Source organism: Streptomyces sp. NPDC043876 (genome assembly GCF_056435825.1).
In genome coordinates this window covers 350,556-366,601 of sequence record NZ_JBWKDV010000009.1, presented here as the reverse complement: position 1 = coordinate 366,601, position 16,046 = coordinate 350,556, and the positions used below count along the sequence as shown (strand labels likewise).

The following is a 16,046-nucleotide window of genomic DNA, read 5'->3' as shown; positions in this document are numbered from 1 at the left end:
CTCGAATTGAGTGCCGATCCTGGCAGAGGGGATGCCCTCCGCCAAGTGATTCCGTTGTTGCCTTTTGATTACGCGACGGAATCGGTCGACCAAGTGTCGAGGAGGACCGCAAATCCCGTACGAAGTGTCCGTGGCGGCTGTCAGACTCGCGTGCATGGAGCGGATCGACGCATTGATCGAGCAGGTCAACCGGGGTGAACGAGTCAAGTATCTGCCGTTCTGGGGACACACGCCCCGGCATGACGGGGCCCTCGGACCGAGCTGTCTGAGCCAGTGGTGGCCCGCCCCCTTCACTGTGCGTGAGGTCCGCTACGCGACCGCCGAACACTGGATGATGGCCGAGAAGGCGCGTCTGTTCGGGGACGCGGACGCGGAGCGCGCCGCGCTGGACGCGACGAGCCCCGCCGCGGCGAAGAAGGCCGGGCGGCTGGTGCGCGACTTCGACGCGACGACGTGGGAACGGGAGCGCTTCGCCATCGTGGTGGCGGGCAGCGTGGCCAAGTTCGCCTCCACGCCGCGGCTGCGCGCCTACCTCCTCGGCACCGGTGACCGGGTGCTCGTGGAGGCCTCCCCGCTGGACCGCATCTGGGGCACCGGCCTGGCGGCCGACCACCCGGGCGCCCTGGACCCGACCCGCTGGCGCGGCCTGAACCTCCTGGGCTTCGCCCTGATGGAGGCGCGGCAGCAGCTGTCGGCCGGGGGCTGAGGGGGAGAAAAAAGCGTCGCTGAGCGCGGGGTTCGCCTCCTACAGTGAGCGTGTGCGCACGACGTACGCCGCGGCCCTTCCGGTCGTGGGAGGCGCGCGCGGAGGGTGCCCGGTGCGCAGGCGACGGTTCCTTCCGGATCATCGTGTCGCGGGTTCGACTCCCGCCCGGCTCCGGCCGGTAGCTCAGTCCGGTAGAGCAGGCGACTACACCGTCACCGACCTTGATCTCGGGCATCCCCCTCGCGCGCTTCCCCGCTCGTCCGTCCGGCACCCGCGGACCGCTCGCGCTCCGCGCGAGCGGTCCGCGGGTGCGCCCGTTCCACGCAGTGGGGGATCCACATGACGCGTTTCGACCCGCCCGCTCCCGCCGCGGCGCCCGCCGCACCGCGCTCACCGGTACGGTCCCTCCCGGGGGCCGCCACGACCGCGCAGGGCGGCCGGGGCCACTCGCGCGACGCCCGCTCGGAACTCTTCCTGCTCGCCGTCGGGCACTTCGTCACGCAGCGGACCTGCTACGAGGACGCCGTCCGGCGCGACGACCGCTTCACCGCGCTGGTGCGCGAGCTGGCCGTCGAGGACCCGCGCTGGACCGCGGGACTGCTCGGCTGGCTGCGCGGCGAGGGGAACCTGCGCACCGCGGCGCTCGTGGGAGCCGCCGAGTACGTCAGGGCCCGCCTCGACCCGCTGCCGCGCCGGACGCCGACGTGGACGGGCCCTCGAACCGGCAGGTCGTCGACTCGGTGCTGCAACGGGCCGACGAGCCCGGTGAACTGCTCGCGTACTGGACGGCGGCGCACGGCCGCGCCGTGCCCAAGCCCGTCAAGCGCGGCGTCGCCGACGCCGCGCGCCGCCTCTACTCCGCCCGCTCGCTGCTGAAGTACGACACCTCCCTCGACCGGCGGGCCCACCGCTTCGGCGACGTCCTCAACCTCGTGCACGCCGCACCCGACCCGGCCAAGCCGTGGCAGGGCGAGCTGTTCCGGTACGCCCTCGACCGGCGCCACCACCCGCAGTCCGCGGTCCCGCCCGAGGGCGCCCGTACCCTGACCGCCCACCGGGCACTCATGGCGCTGCCCGTCGGCGAGCGGCGGGCCGTGGTCACCGGGCCCGGCGGCGCGGAGCGGCTCGCGGCGGCCGGGATGACGTGGGAGGCGCTGGCCGGGTGGCTCCAGGGGCCGCTGGACGCGGCCGCCTGGGAAGCCGTCATCCCCTCCATGGGGACGATGGCGCTGCTGCGGAACCTGCGGAACTTCGACCGGGCGGGGATCTCGGACGAGGTGGCGGCGGCGGTCGCGGAGCGGATCAGCGATCCGGAGACGGTCGCCCGGTCCCGGCAGTTCCCCTTCCGCTACCTGGCCGCCCACCGGCACGCCCCCTCCCCGCGCTGGGCCGGGCCGCTGGAGAGGGCGCTCGGGCACTCGCTGGGAGCCGTGCCCGCGCTGCCGGGCCGGACGCTGGTCCTGGTCGACCGGTCCTGGTCGATGGATGCGCCGCTGTCCGACCGCTCGCAACTCAGCCGGGCGGACGCTGCGGCGGTCTTCGGATCGGCGCTGGCCCTGCGGGCGGTGGACGCCGACCTCGTCGCCTTCGGCACGGGCAGCGCGCCCGTGCCCTACGCGAAGGACGAGTCGCTGCTGAAGGTGCTGGAACGGTTCGGCCACCTCGGCGGCACCGACACCACGGAGGCGGTGCGCAGGCACTACGCCGGGCACGACCGGGTGCTGATCGTCACCGACGAGCAGGCCTCCTGCCACCGCGCCGGGGACCCGACCGCGCAGGTGCCGCCGGAGGTTCCCGTCTACACCTGGAACCTGGCCGGCTACCCGGTGGGCCACGGGCCCTCGGGCGGTGCGAACCGGCACGTCTTCGGAGGGCTCACCGACGCGGCGTTCCGCATGGTGCCCCTGCTGGAGGACGGCCGCGACGCACGGTGGCCCTGGGAGGCGCAGGACGCGCACGGCGGGCGCGGGCCGGGCAGGTGACCTGCCGGGCCCGGCGTCCGCCGCGGGCGTGGGCTCAGGTGCCGAAAGGTGTCTGCGAGACCGAGGCCGGGGAGTCGTAGTCCGTGCCGAAACGGTCCTCGCCGTTCTCGCCCATGAAGCCGCCGACCACGATCGCGGCGAGCATGAGGCCACCGAGCACGACCCCGACGATGCCGAGGATCAGCCCGGCCAGCGCCATCCCCGCGTTGTTGGCCTCGCCGCGCGCGGCCCGCTGGCGGCCCAGCACGCCGAAGACCACGGCCAGGATGCCCAGGACGATCGCGAACACGCTGGTGACGCAGCCGACCACGGCCAGGATGCCGAGGACCAGCGCGGTGATGCCGAAGCCGTTGCGCGGCGCCGCGTAACCGCCCGGGTAGGCGCCCGGATAGCCGCCCTGGCTCGGGTGGCCCGGGTAGCCGGGATAGCCGTAGCTGGCCGGATCCGGCTGGGCCGGATAGCCGTACGCACCGGCGCCGGCTGCGGGCGGGGCCGGCTGCGCCGGGTACCCGTAGGCGGGCGCCGACGGCGCGGCGCCGGGTATCGGGGCGCCCGGCGCCTGCGCGCCCGGTATCGGCGCGAAGCCCTGCGGGGGCGTCGTACCGGAGGAACGGCCCGTGCCCTCACCGCCCGGCATGCCGACGATGGTCGGCTGGTCGTGCACGCCCGAGGCCCCCGGTGTGCCCGGAGCGGCGGCGCCCCCCGGCGCGCCCTGCTGTTTGCCCAGGTCCACGGCCGGCCGCTCCGGCGGCGCCCACGGGTCCCTGGGTTCGGGGCTGTGTTCGGTCATGCGGCGCCCCCCTCTCTCGTACAGCCATGCTACGGGCTGCCACCGACAGGCCCCGGGCTGCCTACGATGAACCCCCAGACCTGCCCGCACGCGCGTCCCGACGGAGACTCCCCATGCCCGATCTGCACCCCTTCATCGCAGGGCTGCCCAAAGCCGAACTCCACGTCCACCACGTCGGTTCGGCCTCCCCGCGCATCGTGGCCGACCTGGCCGCCCGGCACCCCGACTCCAAGGTCCCGACCGACCCCGAGGCGCTCGCCGACTACTTCACCTTCACCGATTTCGCGCACTTCATCGAGGTGTACCTGTCCGTCGTCGACCTGATCCGCACCCCGGACGACGTCCGCCACCTGACGTACGAAGTCGCGCGCGACATGGCCCGGCAGAACATCCGCTACGCCGAACTGACCATCACCCCCTACTCCTCCACCCGCCGGGGCATCGAGGAGACGGCCTTCATGGCCGCCATCGAGGACGCCCGCAAGGCCGCCGAGGCCGAACTCGGCGTCATCCTGCGCTGGTGCTTCGACATCCCCGGCGAGGCCGGTCTGGAGGCCGCCGCCGAAACCACCCGGCTCGCCGTGGACCTGCGCCCGGAGGGCCTGGTCTCCTTCGGCCTCGGCGGCCCCGAAATCGGTGTCCCGCGCCCGCAGTTCAAGCCGTACTTCGACCGCGCCCGGGCGGCCGGCCTGCACAGCGTGCCGCACGCGGGCGAGACCACCGGGCCCGAGACCATCTGGGACGCCCTGCGCGACCTGGGCGCCGAGCGCATCGGGCACGGCACCAGCGCCACGCGCGACCCGGAACTCCTCGCCCACCTCGCCGAGCACCGGATCGCGCTGGAGGTCTGCCCGACCTCCAACATCGCCACGCGCGCGGTGACCGACCTGGACGCGCACCCGGTCAAGGAGATGGTCGCGGCGGGCGTGCTCGTCACCATCAACAGCGACGACCCGCCGATGTTCGGCTCCGACCTCAACAACGAGTACGCGGTCGCCGCGCGCCTGCTGGAGCTGGACGAGCGCGGTCTCGCGCAGCTCGCCAAGAACGCCGTCGAGGCGTCCTTCCTCGATCCGGCGGGCAAGGCGCGGCTGACGGCGGAGATCGACACGTACACCGAGGAGTGGCTCGCTCCCTGACAGGCCGTCGCCCGCCCGCGGAGAATGGGGATCATGCGCACTCTGACTGCCGTCGGCCACCGCGGTGATCCCTACCGCGTCCGTGAGAACACCCTGCCCTCGCTCCGCTCCGCCTTCGCACGCGGAGCGGACGCCGTCGAGATCGACGTCCGCCTGACCCGCGACGGGGTCCCGGTGCTGTTGCACGACGACACCCTCCAGCGGCTGTGGGGCCACGACGTCCGGCTCGACGCCCTGAGCGCCGCGCAGCTGCGGGAACTGACCGGCGCAGGGGTGCCGACCCTGCGGGAGGCGCTGATCGCCACGGGCGCGGGACGCGTGATGATCGACCTGCCGGGCGCGAGCGCGGAGGCGGTGCGGACGGTGGTGGGCCAGGTGCGCGAGTGCGGGGCGCGCGAGCGGGCCTACTACTGCGCGGGCGGGCGCACGATGCTGGCCGTCCGGGCCGCCGATCCGGGTGCGGAGATCGCCCTGACGTGGACCTCGCTGAGCCCGCCGCGCCGGGTGCTGCTGGACGCGGTGGCGCCCGCCTGGCTCAACTACCGCTTCGGGCTGGTGGACCGGCCGCTGGTGGACGCGCTGCACGCGGACGGGCTGCGGGTCTCGGTGTGGACCCCGGACACGAAGCGGTCGATGCGCAGGGTGCTGGCGGCCGGGGTGGACTCGGTCACGACGAACCGGATCGACGCGCTGACCGCCGTACGGGCCGGCTCCGGGCGGTGATACGGGGCCGGGGGGAGTTCGGGACATTCGGGGAGTTCACCCAGCGGATCCGGCGGGCCGATCCGCGCGCGCAGGACCGGTGGCTGGCGCTGTTGGTGCAGCTGGCCGTCACGATGCCGTTCGTGGTGCCGCGGTCGGCCGAGCTGCCGCCCGCGGACTGGACGGCGTACGCGATGACCACGCTCGGCGTGCTGCCGCTGGTCTGGCGGCGGCGGGCCCCGGTGACCGTCCTGGTGGCGATCCTGCTGCTCGGCGGGGTGTACAGGCTGGCGGTGGACGGGCCGGGGCAGCCGATTCCGTACGCGGGGCTGATCTCCTTCTACACGGTCGCCCTGCTCTGTCCGGCCCGGGTCCGGACGGCGGTGGGCGCGCTCACGGTCCTCGTGGTCGCCCTGTCCGTGGGCTGGAACACCGGTACGGCGCGCGAGCTGCTCTTCACCTTCATCGTCTCGGCCGCGGCGTACGCGCTGGGGCGGCTCCAGCACACCCGGCAGGCCTACACGGCCGCGGTCGAGGACCGTGCGGAGCAGCTGGAACGGGCGAACCGGATCGAGGCGGAACAGGCCGCCGCGCGGGAGCGGGCCCGGATCGCCCGGGAGATGCACGACGTCCTCTCGCACGCGGTCAGCATCATGATCGTGCAGGCGGAGGCCGGTCCGGTGGCGGTGCGCCGGGCCCCCGAGCGGGCGGAGGCGGCCTTCGACGCCATCGCGGAGACCGGGCGGGACGCGATGGCACAGCTGCGGACGATGCTGGGGGTGCTGCGGACCGACGACGCCTCCCCGCGGCGGCCGCAGCCGGGGATCGAGGAGCTGGCCGAGCTGCTGGACCGGGTCCGGGGCAGCGGGCTGGAGGTGTCGTACGAGCGCACCGGGGCGGTGCGCGCACTGCCCGCGGCGCTGGGGGCGACCGTGCACCGGGTCGTGCAGGAGGCCCTGACGAACGTGGTGAAGCACGCCGGCGCCGAGCGGGTCGCGGTCACCCTGGAGTACGGGGCGGGGACGCTCGCGGTGACGGTGACGGACGACGGGCGGGGGCCGCGCGGCGGCCCGGGAGCGGGGCCGGGCGGGGGCCACGGGCTGATCGGGATACGGGAGCGGGCGGCGGCCCACGGCGGAACGGCGCGGTCCGGTCCGGCGCCGGGCGGACGCGGCTTCGAGCTGCGCGTCAGCCTTGTAACCTCGCCGCAGGGGGTGGGGAATTGACGATCCGTGTGGTGGTCGCGGACGACCAGGAGCTGGTGCGCAGCGGTTTCGCGATGATCCTGGACGCCCAGGAGGACATCGAGGTCGTCGCGGAGGTGGGTGACGGCGCGGCGGCGGTCGCCGCGGTGCGCGGCCTCGCGCCGGACGTGGCGCTGCTGGACATCCGGATGCCGGTCATGGACGGGATCGAGGCGTGCCGGACGATCTCGGCGACGAGCTCCTGCCGGGCGGTGATGCTCACGACCTTCGACGCGGAAGAGTACCTGTACGAGGCCCTGCACGCGGGGGCGGCCGGGTTCCTGCTCAAGGACGTGCGGCGGGACGATCTGGTGCACGCGGTACGGGTGGTGGCGGCGGGCGAGTCGCTGCTGGCGCCTTCGGCGGCCCGGCGGCTGATCGAGGAGTACACGGCCGCGACGGCGGGGGGCCGGCCCGGGTCGGCGGACCCGGCCGCCGAGGCCGCCGCGGCGCGGCGGCTGGCGGGGCTGACGGCCCGGGAGCGGGAGACCCTGCTGCACCTGGGGCGGGGGCTGTCGAACGCGGAGATCGCGGCCGCGCTGGTGGTCAGCGAGCACACGGTCAAGTCGCACGTGGGCAACGTGCTGGCGAAGCTCGGGCTGCGGGACCGGATCCAGGCGGTGATCTGCGCGTACGAGACGGGCCTGATCGCGGCGGGGACGGCGGCCGGAGGTTCTCCCTCCGGGGTGTCTCCCTCTGGGGTATCTCCCTCTGCGGAGTGAGGAGTGGGCGTGTCGGCTCCCTCGCGCCGGTGAGTTGTCATACCGCTGAAGACCCCTCTCAGCGGTGATCCGCAACCACCCCCGCGAGCAGCACCATGGAGTCATCGAGGGCCGGGGCCGCAAAGGGCCCGGAGCCCGCACCGCACTTCACGGGGGAACACCATGAACGCTCGTACGCGCACACTGATCGCCGTCACCGTGGCCCTGGGCATCGCGTCCGGTCCGCTCGTCGCCCAGGCGGGTGCCGCCCCGAGATCCGCCGTGACGTCCGCGGCGCCCGCTGCGCCCGTGGTGGCTTCGGCGCCCGACGCGGCGGCCCTGGCGGAGGCGATCGCGGGGCTCGGCGCCGGGAACAAGGACGCGACGGCCGCGCTGGTCCGCGTCGGGGGCACCAGCGGGAGCTGGCAGGGCGGTTCGGGCGTCTCGGACGTCCGCACCGGCCACCCGGCCATCACGGAGGCCCGGTTCCGGGTGGGGTCGGTGACCAAGACCTTCACCGCCGCGGTGGTGCTCCAGCTGGCGGCCGAGGGCAGGGTGGGCCTCGACCAGCCCGTTCAGCGGTACCTGCCGGGGCTGCTGCCCGGCACCTTCCGGCCCGTGACGGTGCGCCAGCTGCTCAATTACACGAGCGGCATCCGGCCGGCCGACGGTCCGGGGGACGCGTTCGCCGATGCCTACGCCCACCGGTTCGACATCGCCGACCCGCACGCCATGATCGCCGACGCGGTGGCGAAGGGGCCGGCCTTCGATCCGGGCACCAAGCAGGAGTACCTCAACATCGGCTACACGGTCCTGGGCGTGCTGATCGAGAAGCTGACGGGCACCCCGTACGCGAAGGCCGTCGAGGCCCGGATCATCAAGCCGCTGGGGCTGCGGGACACCTCCTTCCCGGGCCCCGTGCGGGTCCGCATCCCCGGGCCGCACCACCACGGCTACGAGGCCGTACCCGGGGCCGACGGGAGCACGGAGCTGGTCGATGTGAGCGACTGGAACTCCTCCCGCGAGTTCGCGGCGGGCGACCTCATCTCGACCACGGCGGACCTGGAACGCTTCACGGTGGCCCTCTTCAGCGGACGGATCGTGCCGAAGGCCCAGCTGGAGGAGATGTTCACCGTGCCGGCGGTGCAGGGCGTCGACGGGAAGGACGCGGACATGTCGGCCGGCCTGCGACGGTTCCTGCTGCCGGGCGGCGTGGTCGCCTGGGGCAAGACGGGTGGCCGGTACGGGTACAACACGGCGATCGGCGGCACCCGCGACCTGTCCCGCACCCTCGTCTACTCGGTCAACTCCACGGACGCCAAGGGCCTGGAGGCCAACCCCATAACCCAGAAGCTGGTGCTGGCCGCCTTCAAGAAGTGAGGGCCGCCGCCGCCGGTACGTCGGCCATCGCCTCCAGCCGCTTGATCATGCGGCGCAGCACCAGGAGCGGGATGACGCCGAACACCCCGAAGGCCATGTCGATGACGCTCCAGCCGAACGGGATGCCGCGGATCGGCCCGCAGATCAGGGCCAGCGGGATGATGCCGGCACAGGCGATCATGCCCGCCTCGACGATCCAGATGTTGCGGACCGGATCGCGGTGGACCCCGTAGAAGAACACCGCGATCACGAGGTGGGCGAAGGCGAGCCAGTCGGTTCCGTAGAGGAGGAAGGGGTAGTCCGCGTCGGCGCGGTCCAGCCCCTCACCGACCCGGCGCAGCCACTCGTGGGAAACCAGGGAGTTGGCCCACCGGAGCTCGCTGACGAGGGGAAAGGCCGTGAGACCGCTGAGGACGAGGCAGACGAGGAACACGGCCAGCCAGGCACGGATGCGGCGCAGGAGCACGCTTCTTTCGCTCATGATCGAAGGGTACGCCGATTTCTGAACACGTTCAGCAAAAATCCTGAACGCGTTCAGTTCCGTGGCCCGACCGTGACGGACCGCCCCGCGGCTCAGAGGCCGACGATGGCGTTCCAGCGCTTCGCGAAGGGCTGCCGCTGCGCGGCCGGGATGTCCCGGGCCACGGCCAGCCGCTTGCGCATGTCGCCGTCGGGGAAGATCAGCGGGTTCGCGGCCAGTTCGGCGGTCTCCTTGTCATCGGAGCCGGCCAGCACCTCACGGGCGGCGGGCACCGGGCAGACGTAATTGACGGCGGCGGCCAGTTCCGCGGCGACCTCCGGCTGGTAGTAGTGGTCGACGAGGGCTTCGGCGGCGGCCTTGTGGCGGGCGAGGTTGGGGATCAGCAGGCTCTCCGCCCAGAGTTCGGCGCCCTCCTCCGGCACCACGAACTCGATGTCGGGGTTGTCGGCCTGGAGCTGGATGGCGTCGCCGGAGTAGGCCTGGCAGGCGAGCACATCGCCCTTGCTGAGGTCGGAGGTGTAGTCGTTGCCGGTGAAGCGGCGGATGTGCTTCTTGCGGACCAGTTCCTCCACCTGGTCGCACACCCGGTGGAAGTCGGTCTCGGTCCACCGCGTGACGTCCACGCCGTTGCCCTGCATGAGCAGGGAGAACGACTCGTCGAGCCCGGAGAAGAGCGTCACCTTGCCCGCCAGGTCCGGGTGCCACAGGTCCTTGACGGACTTGATCTCCCGCCCCAGCGCCTTGCGGTTGTAGGCGATGCCGGTGATCCCGGACTGCCAGGGGACGGTGTGCAGGCGGCCCCGGTCGAAGGCCGGGGAGCGCAGCTGCGGGTCGAGGTGCGCGGTGACGTTCGGCTGCGCCGCCCGGTTCATCGTCTGGGCCCAGCCCAGCCGGACGAAGCGGGCCGCCATCCAGTCGCTGACCACGATCAGGTCGCGACCGGTCTCCTGGTGGTTCATCAGGGCCGGGCTGACCTTGCCGAAGAACTCGTCGTTGTCGTTGATCTCCTCGGTGTACTTCACCGCGGTCCCGGTGCGCTCCGAGAAGGCGTCCAGCGTCGGGCGCCGGGTTTCGTCCGCCTCGTCGGTGTCGATGTAGAGCGGCCAGTTCGCGAAGGCCAGGCTCCGGTCGTCGGCCGACCGGTCCGCCCCCTCCCGCCGGTCTTCCGGGACGTACGCGGCGGGCACACCACAGCCGACGAGGCCGGCCAGCAGGCCCGCGGCGCCGAGGCCGCGCAGTGCCGCGCGGCGGGAGAGAGCGAGTTCAGGCATGCGCCCAGACTGGGCGAATGCCGAAGGGGCGGGCAATAGACATGTTGTCTACCGCCCGCCCCTTCCGCGAACGCGGGTGGACGATGCGCCGGCGGGCCGGCGACCGGTCAGCCGTCGAGCGAGGTCATCACGTGCTTGATCCGGGTGTAGTCCTCGAAGCCGTAGGCCGAGAGGTCCTTGCCGTAGCCGGACTTCTTGAAGCCGCCGTGGGGCATCTCGGCGACCAGCGGGATGTGGGTGTTGATCCACACGCAGCCGAAGTCCAGGTTCTTGGACATGCGCATCGCGCGGCCGTGGTTCTTGGTCCACACCGAGGAGGCGAGGGCGAACTCGACGCCGTTCGCGTACTCCAGGGCCTGCGCCTCGTCCGTGAAGGACTGGACGGTGATGACCGGTCCGAAGACCTCGTTCTGGATGATCTCGTCATCCTGGCGGAGCCCGGAGACCACGGTCGGGGCGTAGAAGTAGCCCTTCTCGCCGACCTGGTGGCCGCCCGCCTCGACCTTGGCGTGCGCGGGGAGGCGCTCGATGAAACCGGAGACCTGCTTGAGCTGGTTCGGGTTGTTCAGCGGGCCGTAGAGCACGTCCTCGTCGTCCGGCTGCCCCGTCTTGGTGTCCGCCGCGTTCTTGGCGAGCGCCGCGACGAACTCGTCGTGGACCGACTCGTGGACGATGACGCGGGTGGCCGCGGTGCAGTCCTGGCCGGCGTTGAAGAAGCCGGCGACCGCGATGTCCTCGGCGGCCTTGGCGATGTCGGCGTCCTCGAAGACGACGACCGGGGCCTTGCCGCCCAGCTCCAGGTGGACGCGCTTGACGTCCTTCGCGGCGCTCTCGGCGACCTGCATGCCCGCGCGCACGGAACCGGTGATGGAGGCCATCGCCGGGGTGGCGTGCTCGACCATCGCCTTGCCGGTCTCCCGGTCGCCGCACACGACGTTGAAGACGCCCTTGGGCAGGATCGCGTCCATGATCTCGGCCATCAGGACCGTCGAGGCCGGGGTGGTGTCCGAGGGCTTGAGGACCACGGTGTTGCCCGCCGCGATGGCCGGGGCGAACTTCCACACGGCCATCATCATCGGGTAGTTCCACGGCGCGACCTGGGCGCAGACGCCGACCGGCTCGCGGCGCACGATGGAGGTCATGCCCTCCATGTACTCACCGGCCGAGCGGCCCTCCAGCAGGCGCGCGGCGCCCGCGAAGAAGCGGATCTGGTCCACCATCGGCGGCAGTTCCTCGCTCGCGGTCAGGGCGAGGGGCTTGCCGGTGTTCTCGGACTCGGCGGCCACCAGCTCCTCGGCGCGCGCCTCGAAGGCGTCCGCGATCTTGAGGAGGGCCTTCTGCCGCTCGGCGGGGGTGGTGTCGCGCCAGCCCGGGAAGGCGGCCGCGGCGGCGGCCATGGCGGCGTCGACGTCGTCCTGCCCGGACAGCGGGGCGGTCGCGTACACCTCGCCGGTGGCGGGGTTGACCACCTCGGTGACCCGCCCGTCGGCGGCGTCCTTGAACTCCCCGCCGATGTAGTTGCGCAGACGACGCAGTTCGCTGGTCACTACAGCCACTCTCCTGATCACATGTCCAACGGTTGAGACAAAACCCCAGCCTAGCCGCTGGGGAGACGCTTTCGACAGAGCCGGACGCCACGAACTGCGAAATCCGCGCTATCCGAGCCCTCGAACAACGAAATACATCGGTCATGGCTTGCGGAACAGACGACTCCTCGTGCACAGTGAGGGTGTGGTCAGTCGAAGCGCAGATTCCAGGAACAGACAACCGTCCCCTTCGGTCGATGCTGTGTCCCTGGCGATCATCGAGCAACTGCAGGAGGACGGTCGCCGTCCCTACGCAGCGATCGGCAAGGCCGTCGGCCTGTCCGAAGCCGCCGTGCGCCAGCGCGTGCAGAAGCTGCTCGACCAGGGCGTCATGCAGATCGTGGCCGTCACCGACCCCCTCACCGTGGGGCTGCGGCGTCAGGCGATGGTCGGCATCAATGTCGAGGGGGACCTCGATCCGGTGGCCGACGCGCTGACGGCGATGGCCGAGTGCGAGTACGTGGTGATGACCGCGGGCTCCTTCGATCTGATGGTGGAGATCGTCTGCGAGGACGACGACCACCTGCTCGACACGATCAACAAGAAGATCCGCGCGCTCCCCGGCGTGCGATCCACCGAAAGCTTCGTCTACCTGAAGCTGAAGAAGCAGACCTACATGTGGGGAACCCGATAACCGTGAGCCAGGACCTCTCCAAGACCGCGTACGACCACCTGTGGATGCACTTCACCCGCATGTCGTCCTACGAGAACGCGCCCGTCCCCACCATCGTCCGGGGCGAGGGCACCTACATCTGGGACGACAAGGGCAAGCGCTACCTGGACGGTCTGGCCGGACTGTTCGTGGTCAACGCCGGTCACGGCCGCAAGGAACTGGCCGAGGTCGCCTACAAGCAGGCGCAGGAACTCGCGTTCTTCCCCATCTGGTCGTACGCGCACCCCAAGGCCGTCGAGCTGGCCGAGCGCCTCGCCCACTACGCCCCCGGCGACCTGAACAAGGTCTTCTTCACCACCGGTGGCGGGGAGGCCGTCGAGACCGCCTGGAAGCTGGCCAAGCAGTACTTCAAGCTCCAGGGCAAGCACACCAAGTACAAGGTCATCTCCCGCGCGGTCGCCTACCACGGCACCCCGCAGGGCGCCCTGTCCATCACCGGCCTGCCGGCCCTCAAGGCCCCCTTCGAGCCGCTGGTCCCCGGCGCGCACAAGGTGGTCAACACCAACATCTACCGCGCCCCGATCCACGGCGACGACCCGGTGGCCTACGGCCGCTGGTGCGCCGACCAGATCGAGCAGGAGATCCTGTTCGAGGGCGCGGACACCGTCGCCGCCGTCTTCCTGGAGCCGGTGCAGAACGCCGGTGGCTGCTTCCCGCCGCCGCCCGGCTACTTCCAGCGCGTCCGCGAGATCTGCGACCAGTACGACGTGCTGCTCGTCTCCGACGAGACGATCTGCGCCTTCGGCCGCCTCGGCACGATGTTCGCCTGTGACAAGTTCGACTACGTCCCGGACATGATCACCTGCGCCAAGGGCATGACCTCGGGCTACTCCCCGATCGGTGCCTGCATCATCTCGGACAAGCTCGCCGAGCCGTTCTACAAGGGTGACAACACCTTCCTGCACGGCTACACCTTCGGTGGCCACCCGGTCTCCTCAGCCGTGGCCCTCGCCAACCTCGACATCTTCGACAAGGAAGGCCTCAACCAGCACGTGCTGGACCACGAGGACGCCTTCTTCTCGACGCTGAAGAAGCTGCACGACCTGCCGATCGTCGGTGACGTCCGCGGCAACGGCTTCTTCTACGGCATCGAGCTCGTCAAGGACAAGAACACCAAGGAGTCCTTCACGGACGAGGAGACGGAGCGCGTGCTCTACGGCTTCCTCTCCAAGGCGCTCTTCGAGAACGGCCTGTACTGCCGCGCCGACGACCGCGGCGACCCGGTCATCCAGCTGGCCCCGCCGCTGATCGCCGATCAGGGCACCTTCGACGAGATCGAGGGCATCCTGCGCTCGGTGCTCACCGAGGCGTGGACCAAGCTCTAGAGCAGCCCCGGCTCCGCCGGTCCCCACGGCCCGGATCCTCCGTTCGAGTGAGAACGAGGGGGTCCGGGCCGTGTGCTGTAGCCGACCGGGACGTTCATCTCCTTACATCTCATTGCGGCGCCAGTGACCAAGCCGGCTCCGCTTCGTTCCCCCGGACGGAGGTGTACGCCATGGTTGCTCCACCGGACAACGACGTGCTCTGGGCACGCTCCCTGCACTACTCCCACAGCGGTTCGCCCGGCCTCATCGGTGTCTCGGTCGGCGTCCGCCACGGTGAGGTCCTCGCCGTCACGGGCCCCCGCGGCAGCGGCAAGACCACGCTGCTGCGCTGCCTGTCCGGGCAGCTCGTGCCCGAACAGGGCGAGGTGTGGTTCAACAGCGTCCCCGTGCACACCATGGGCGCGGTGGCCCGGGAGCGGCTGCGCCGCGACCGGTTCGGCTGGATCGGCCCCGAGCCCGGACTGCTGCCCGAACTGAAGGTGTGGGAGAACGCGGCGCTGCCGCTGCTCCTCTCCGGCGCCTCGCACCGCGCCGCCAAGCGCGCCGCCTGCGAATGGCTGGACCGGCTCGACATCGGCGGCTTCGCCCGCAAGCGGCCCGGCGCCCTGACCCGCGCCGAGGCGCAGCGGGTCGCGCTGGCCCGGGCCCTGGTCGGCGAGCCCTCCGTGATCTTTGCGGACGAGCCGACGGCCCCCCTGCACCGCGCCGAGCAGGCCACGCTGCTGCGCACGCTCACCACCGCCGCCCGGTCGCACGAGATCACCGTGTTGCTGGCCACCCACGACGAGCGCACCGCGGAGGTCGCCGACCGCCGCGTGGCCCTCCTGGACGGCCGCCCGGCCACCTCGGCGGGCCGCGCCGCGGACTCCGCCCCGCCCAAGGGCGCAGGCGCGGACACCGACGCCGACGCCCAGCCCGGTACCGATACCGATACCGACGCCGCGGCCCTCGGGCTGCCGGACGAAGCGGAGGGCCAGGGCGCGTGCTCGCTCTCCGCCTGACCCGGGGCTCCCGGCCGCTCGTCCAGTTCCGCCGCCTCCTGGTCGCGGCCGCGTCGGCCGGGACCGGCTTCCTGCTGCTCTACGTGCTGGCCGGCGCGCTCGCCGGGCCGGCCGGATCGTTCCCCCGGCTGCTGTGGACCCTCGTGCCGCTCGCCGCGACCGTGCACTTCGCCGTCGCGGTGGCCCGTACCGATCCGGCCACCCGGCCCCCCGAGGGCATGGACGCGGCCGGGCTGGGGCCCGTACGCCTCGGTCTCGTCGCGGCGATCTCCACCGCCATCGCCTGCGCCCTGGGCAGCGCGCTCGCCCTGGCCGCCTTCCTGCACCTGCGCGGGGAGGTCTCCGGACTGCCCTTCGACGGGGCCGGGGCGAAGCTGCTGCACGCCGACCAGCCGCTGCCGCTCGCCGCCGCCCTCACCCTGCTCGCGCTCGTACCGCTCATCGCCTCGGTCACCGCCGCGCTCGCCCTGCGGCCGCGGGCCCGGGCGCGGCGCGCCCCGCAGGCCGAGCTGCCGTGGGGCATCTCACTCACCGCCTGCGGGCTCGCCGTCGAGGCGTACACGGGCCGGGGCGGGCCCGGGATGCTCGCGGGCTGGACGCTGATCGCCGTCGGGCTGTCCCTGGCGGGGCCGGGCCTGGCCTACGCCTGCGGGACGCTGGTCCAGGCGGTGCGTCCGGGCGCGCTGCGGCTGCTCGCCGGGCGGACCCTCCAGGAGGAGGCGCCCCGGGTCGGGCGCCCCCTCGGCGTCCTGTGCGCGGTGGCCGCGGGGGCGCTGACCGCCCTGGCGCTGCGCGAGCGCGGGGGGCTGGAGGTGCCGCTGGGCCCGCTGACCGGGCCCGCGGCCGCGCTCGTCGGCCTCTGCGCGGCCGCGACCCTGCTGATCACCGCCGTCGAGATCCGCCAGGTGCGCACCCCCGCCCGCGAGACCCTGCGGGGCCTCGGCGGCGCGGGCGGCGTCCTGCGCGGCGCGGTGCTCCTGCGGGCGGGCGCGCTGCTCGTCCTGTGCGCGCCGCTCAGCTGGGGTGTGGCGCAGCTGACGGTGCTGGCCCTGACCCGCTGACGCG

Annotated in this window: 14 protein-coding genes and 1 pseudogene; 11 read left to right on the top strand and 4 right to left on the bottom strand. The window is 72.5% G+C overall.

What is annotated here, in order from left to right:
- The first annotated feature begins 154 nt into the window (after positions 1–154).
- Together AC0693_RS27700 and AC0693_RS27695 are read left to right on the top strand one after the other, a co-directional pair.
- Complete coding sequence (locus tag AC0693_RS27700; protein WP_469336901.1) at positions 155–706, top strand: NADAR family protein; 552 nt, start codon at positions 155–157, stop codon at positions 704–706.
- Between the two features lie 339 nt (positions 707–1,045).
- Positions 1,046–2,688 (top strand): annotated as a pseudogene (locus tag AC0693_RS27695) (TROVE domain-containing protein).
- A 34-nt stretch (positions 2,689–2,722) separates the two neighbouring features.
- Here AC0693_RS27695 and AC0693_RS27690 read toward each other — a convergent pair.
- Positions 2,723–3,478, bottom strand: a complete 756-nt coding sequence (locus tag AC0693_RS27690; RefSeq protein ID WP_478803160.1) for a DUF4190 domain-containing protein — start codon at positions 3,476–3,478, stop codon at positions 2,723–2,725.
- A 113-nt stretch (positions 3,479–3,591) separates the two neighbouring features.
- Between AC0693_RS27690 and AC0693_RS27685 the strand changes: the two genes are divergently transcribed.
- The 5 genes from AC0693_RS27685 to AC0693_RS27665 all read left to right on the top strand — a co-directional run bounded on the left by AC0693_RS27685 (position 3,592) and on the right by AC0693_RS27665 (position 8,644).
- Entirely contained in the window at positions 3,592–4,617 is a 1,026-nt protein-coding gene (locus AC0693_RS27685) for an adenosine deaminase (protein ID WP_478737180.1), read from the top strand.
- Positions 4,618–4,650: 33 nt separating this feature from the next.
- The gene (locus AC0693_RS27680; protein WP_469318326.1) at positions 4,651–5,340 is read left to right on the top strand and encodes a glycerophosphodiester phosphodiesterase; all 690 of its coding nucleotides are present in this window, start codon (positions 4,651–4,653) and stop codon (positions 5,338–5,340) included.
- Positions 5,340–6,545, top strand: coding sequence for a sensor histidine kinase (locus tag AC0693_RS27675; protein WP_478803189.1), 1,206 nt, complete (start codon positions 5,340–5,342; stop codon positions 6,543–6,545). The genes AC0693_RS27680 and AC0693_RS27675 overlap by 1 nt, the downstream gene beginning before the upstream one ends.
- Entirely contained in the window at positions 6,542–7,285 is a 744-nt protein-coding gene (locus AC0693_RS27670) for a response regulator (protein WP_478803159.1), read from the top strand. The genes AC0693_RS27675 and AC0693_RS27670 overlap by 4 nt, the downstream gene beginning before the upstream one ends.
- A 162-nt stretch (positions 7,286–7,447) precedes the next feature.
- On the top strand, positions 7,448–8,644 hold the full coding sequence (locus tag AC0693_RS27665; RefSeq protein WP_478803158.1) for a serine hydrolase domain-containing protein: 1,197 nt from the start codon (positions 7,448–7,450) through the stop codon (positions 8,642–8,644).
- On the opposite strand, the gene AC0693_RS27660 is transcribed toward AC0693_RS27665, so the two are convergent.
- From AC0693_RS27660 to AC0693_RS27650, 3 genes are all read right to left on the bottom strand, one after another.
- Positions 8,634–9,125 carry a hypothetical protein gene (locus AC0693_RS27660; RefSeq protein ID WP_469318323.1) on the bottom strand — a complete coding sequence of 164 codons (492 nt, stop codon included), beginning with the start codon at positions 9,123–9,125 and terminating at the stop codon, positions 8,634–8,636. The genes AC0693_RS27665 and AC0693_RS27660 overlap by 11 nt on opposite strands.
- Positions 9,126–9,217: 92 nt before the next feature.
- The gene (locus tag AC0693_RS27655; protein WP_469318322.1) at positions 9,218–10,396 is read right to left on the bottom strand and encodes a polyamine ABC transporter substrate-binding protein; all 1,179 of its coding nucleotides are present in this window, start codon (positions 10,394–10,396) and stop codon (positions 9,218–9,220) included.
- A 107-nt stretch (positions 10,397–10,503) separates the two neighbouring features.
- The gene (locus AC0693_RS27650) at positions 10,504–11,943 is read right to left on the bottom strand and encodes a gamma-aminobutyraldehyde dehydrogenase (RefSeq protein WP_356407861.1); all 1,440 of its coding nucleotides are present in this window, start codon (positions 11,941–11,943) and stop codon (positions 10,504–10,506) included.
- A 169-nt stretch (positions 11,944–12,112) separates the two neighbouring features.
- Here AC0693_RS27650 and AC0693_RS27645 point away from each other — a divergent pair, with 169 nt between their 5' ends.
- The 4 genes from AC0693_RS27645 (at position 12,113) to AC0693_RS27630 (ending at position 16,042) form a co-directional block, all read left to right on the top strand.
- Complete coding sequence (locus AC0693_RS27645; protein ID WP_356407864.1) at positions 12,113–12,616, top strand: Lrp/AsnC family transcriptional regulator; 504 nt, start codon at positions 12,113–12,115, stop codon at positions 12,614–12,616.
- Positions 12,601–13,980, top strand: a complete 1,380-nt coding sequence (locus tag AC0693_RS27640) for an aspartate aminotransferase family protein (RefSeq protein WP_356407866.1) — start codon at positions 12,601–12,603, stop codon at positions 13,978–13,980. The genes AC0693_RS27645 and AC0693_RS27640 overlap by 16 nt, the downstream gene beginning before the upstream one ends.
- A gap of 170 nt (positions 13,981–14,150) precedes the next feature.
- A complete protein-coding gene (locus AC0693_RS27635; RefSeq protein WP_478803157.1) occupies positions 14,151–14,981 on the top strand; it encodes an ABC transporter ATP-binding protein in 831 nt (276 codons plus the stop codon).
- Positions 14,963–16,042, top strand: a complete 1,080-nt coding sequence (locus AC0693_RS27630) for a hypothetical protein (RefSeq protein ID WP_478803156.1) — start codon at positions 14,963–14,965, stop codon at positions 16,040–16,042. Before AC0693_RS27635 ends, AC0693_RS27630 begins: the two co-directional genes overlap by 19 nt.
- Positions 16,043–16,046 lie beyond the last annotated feature (4 nt).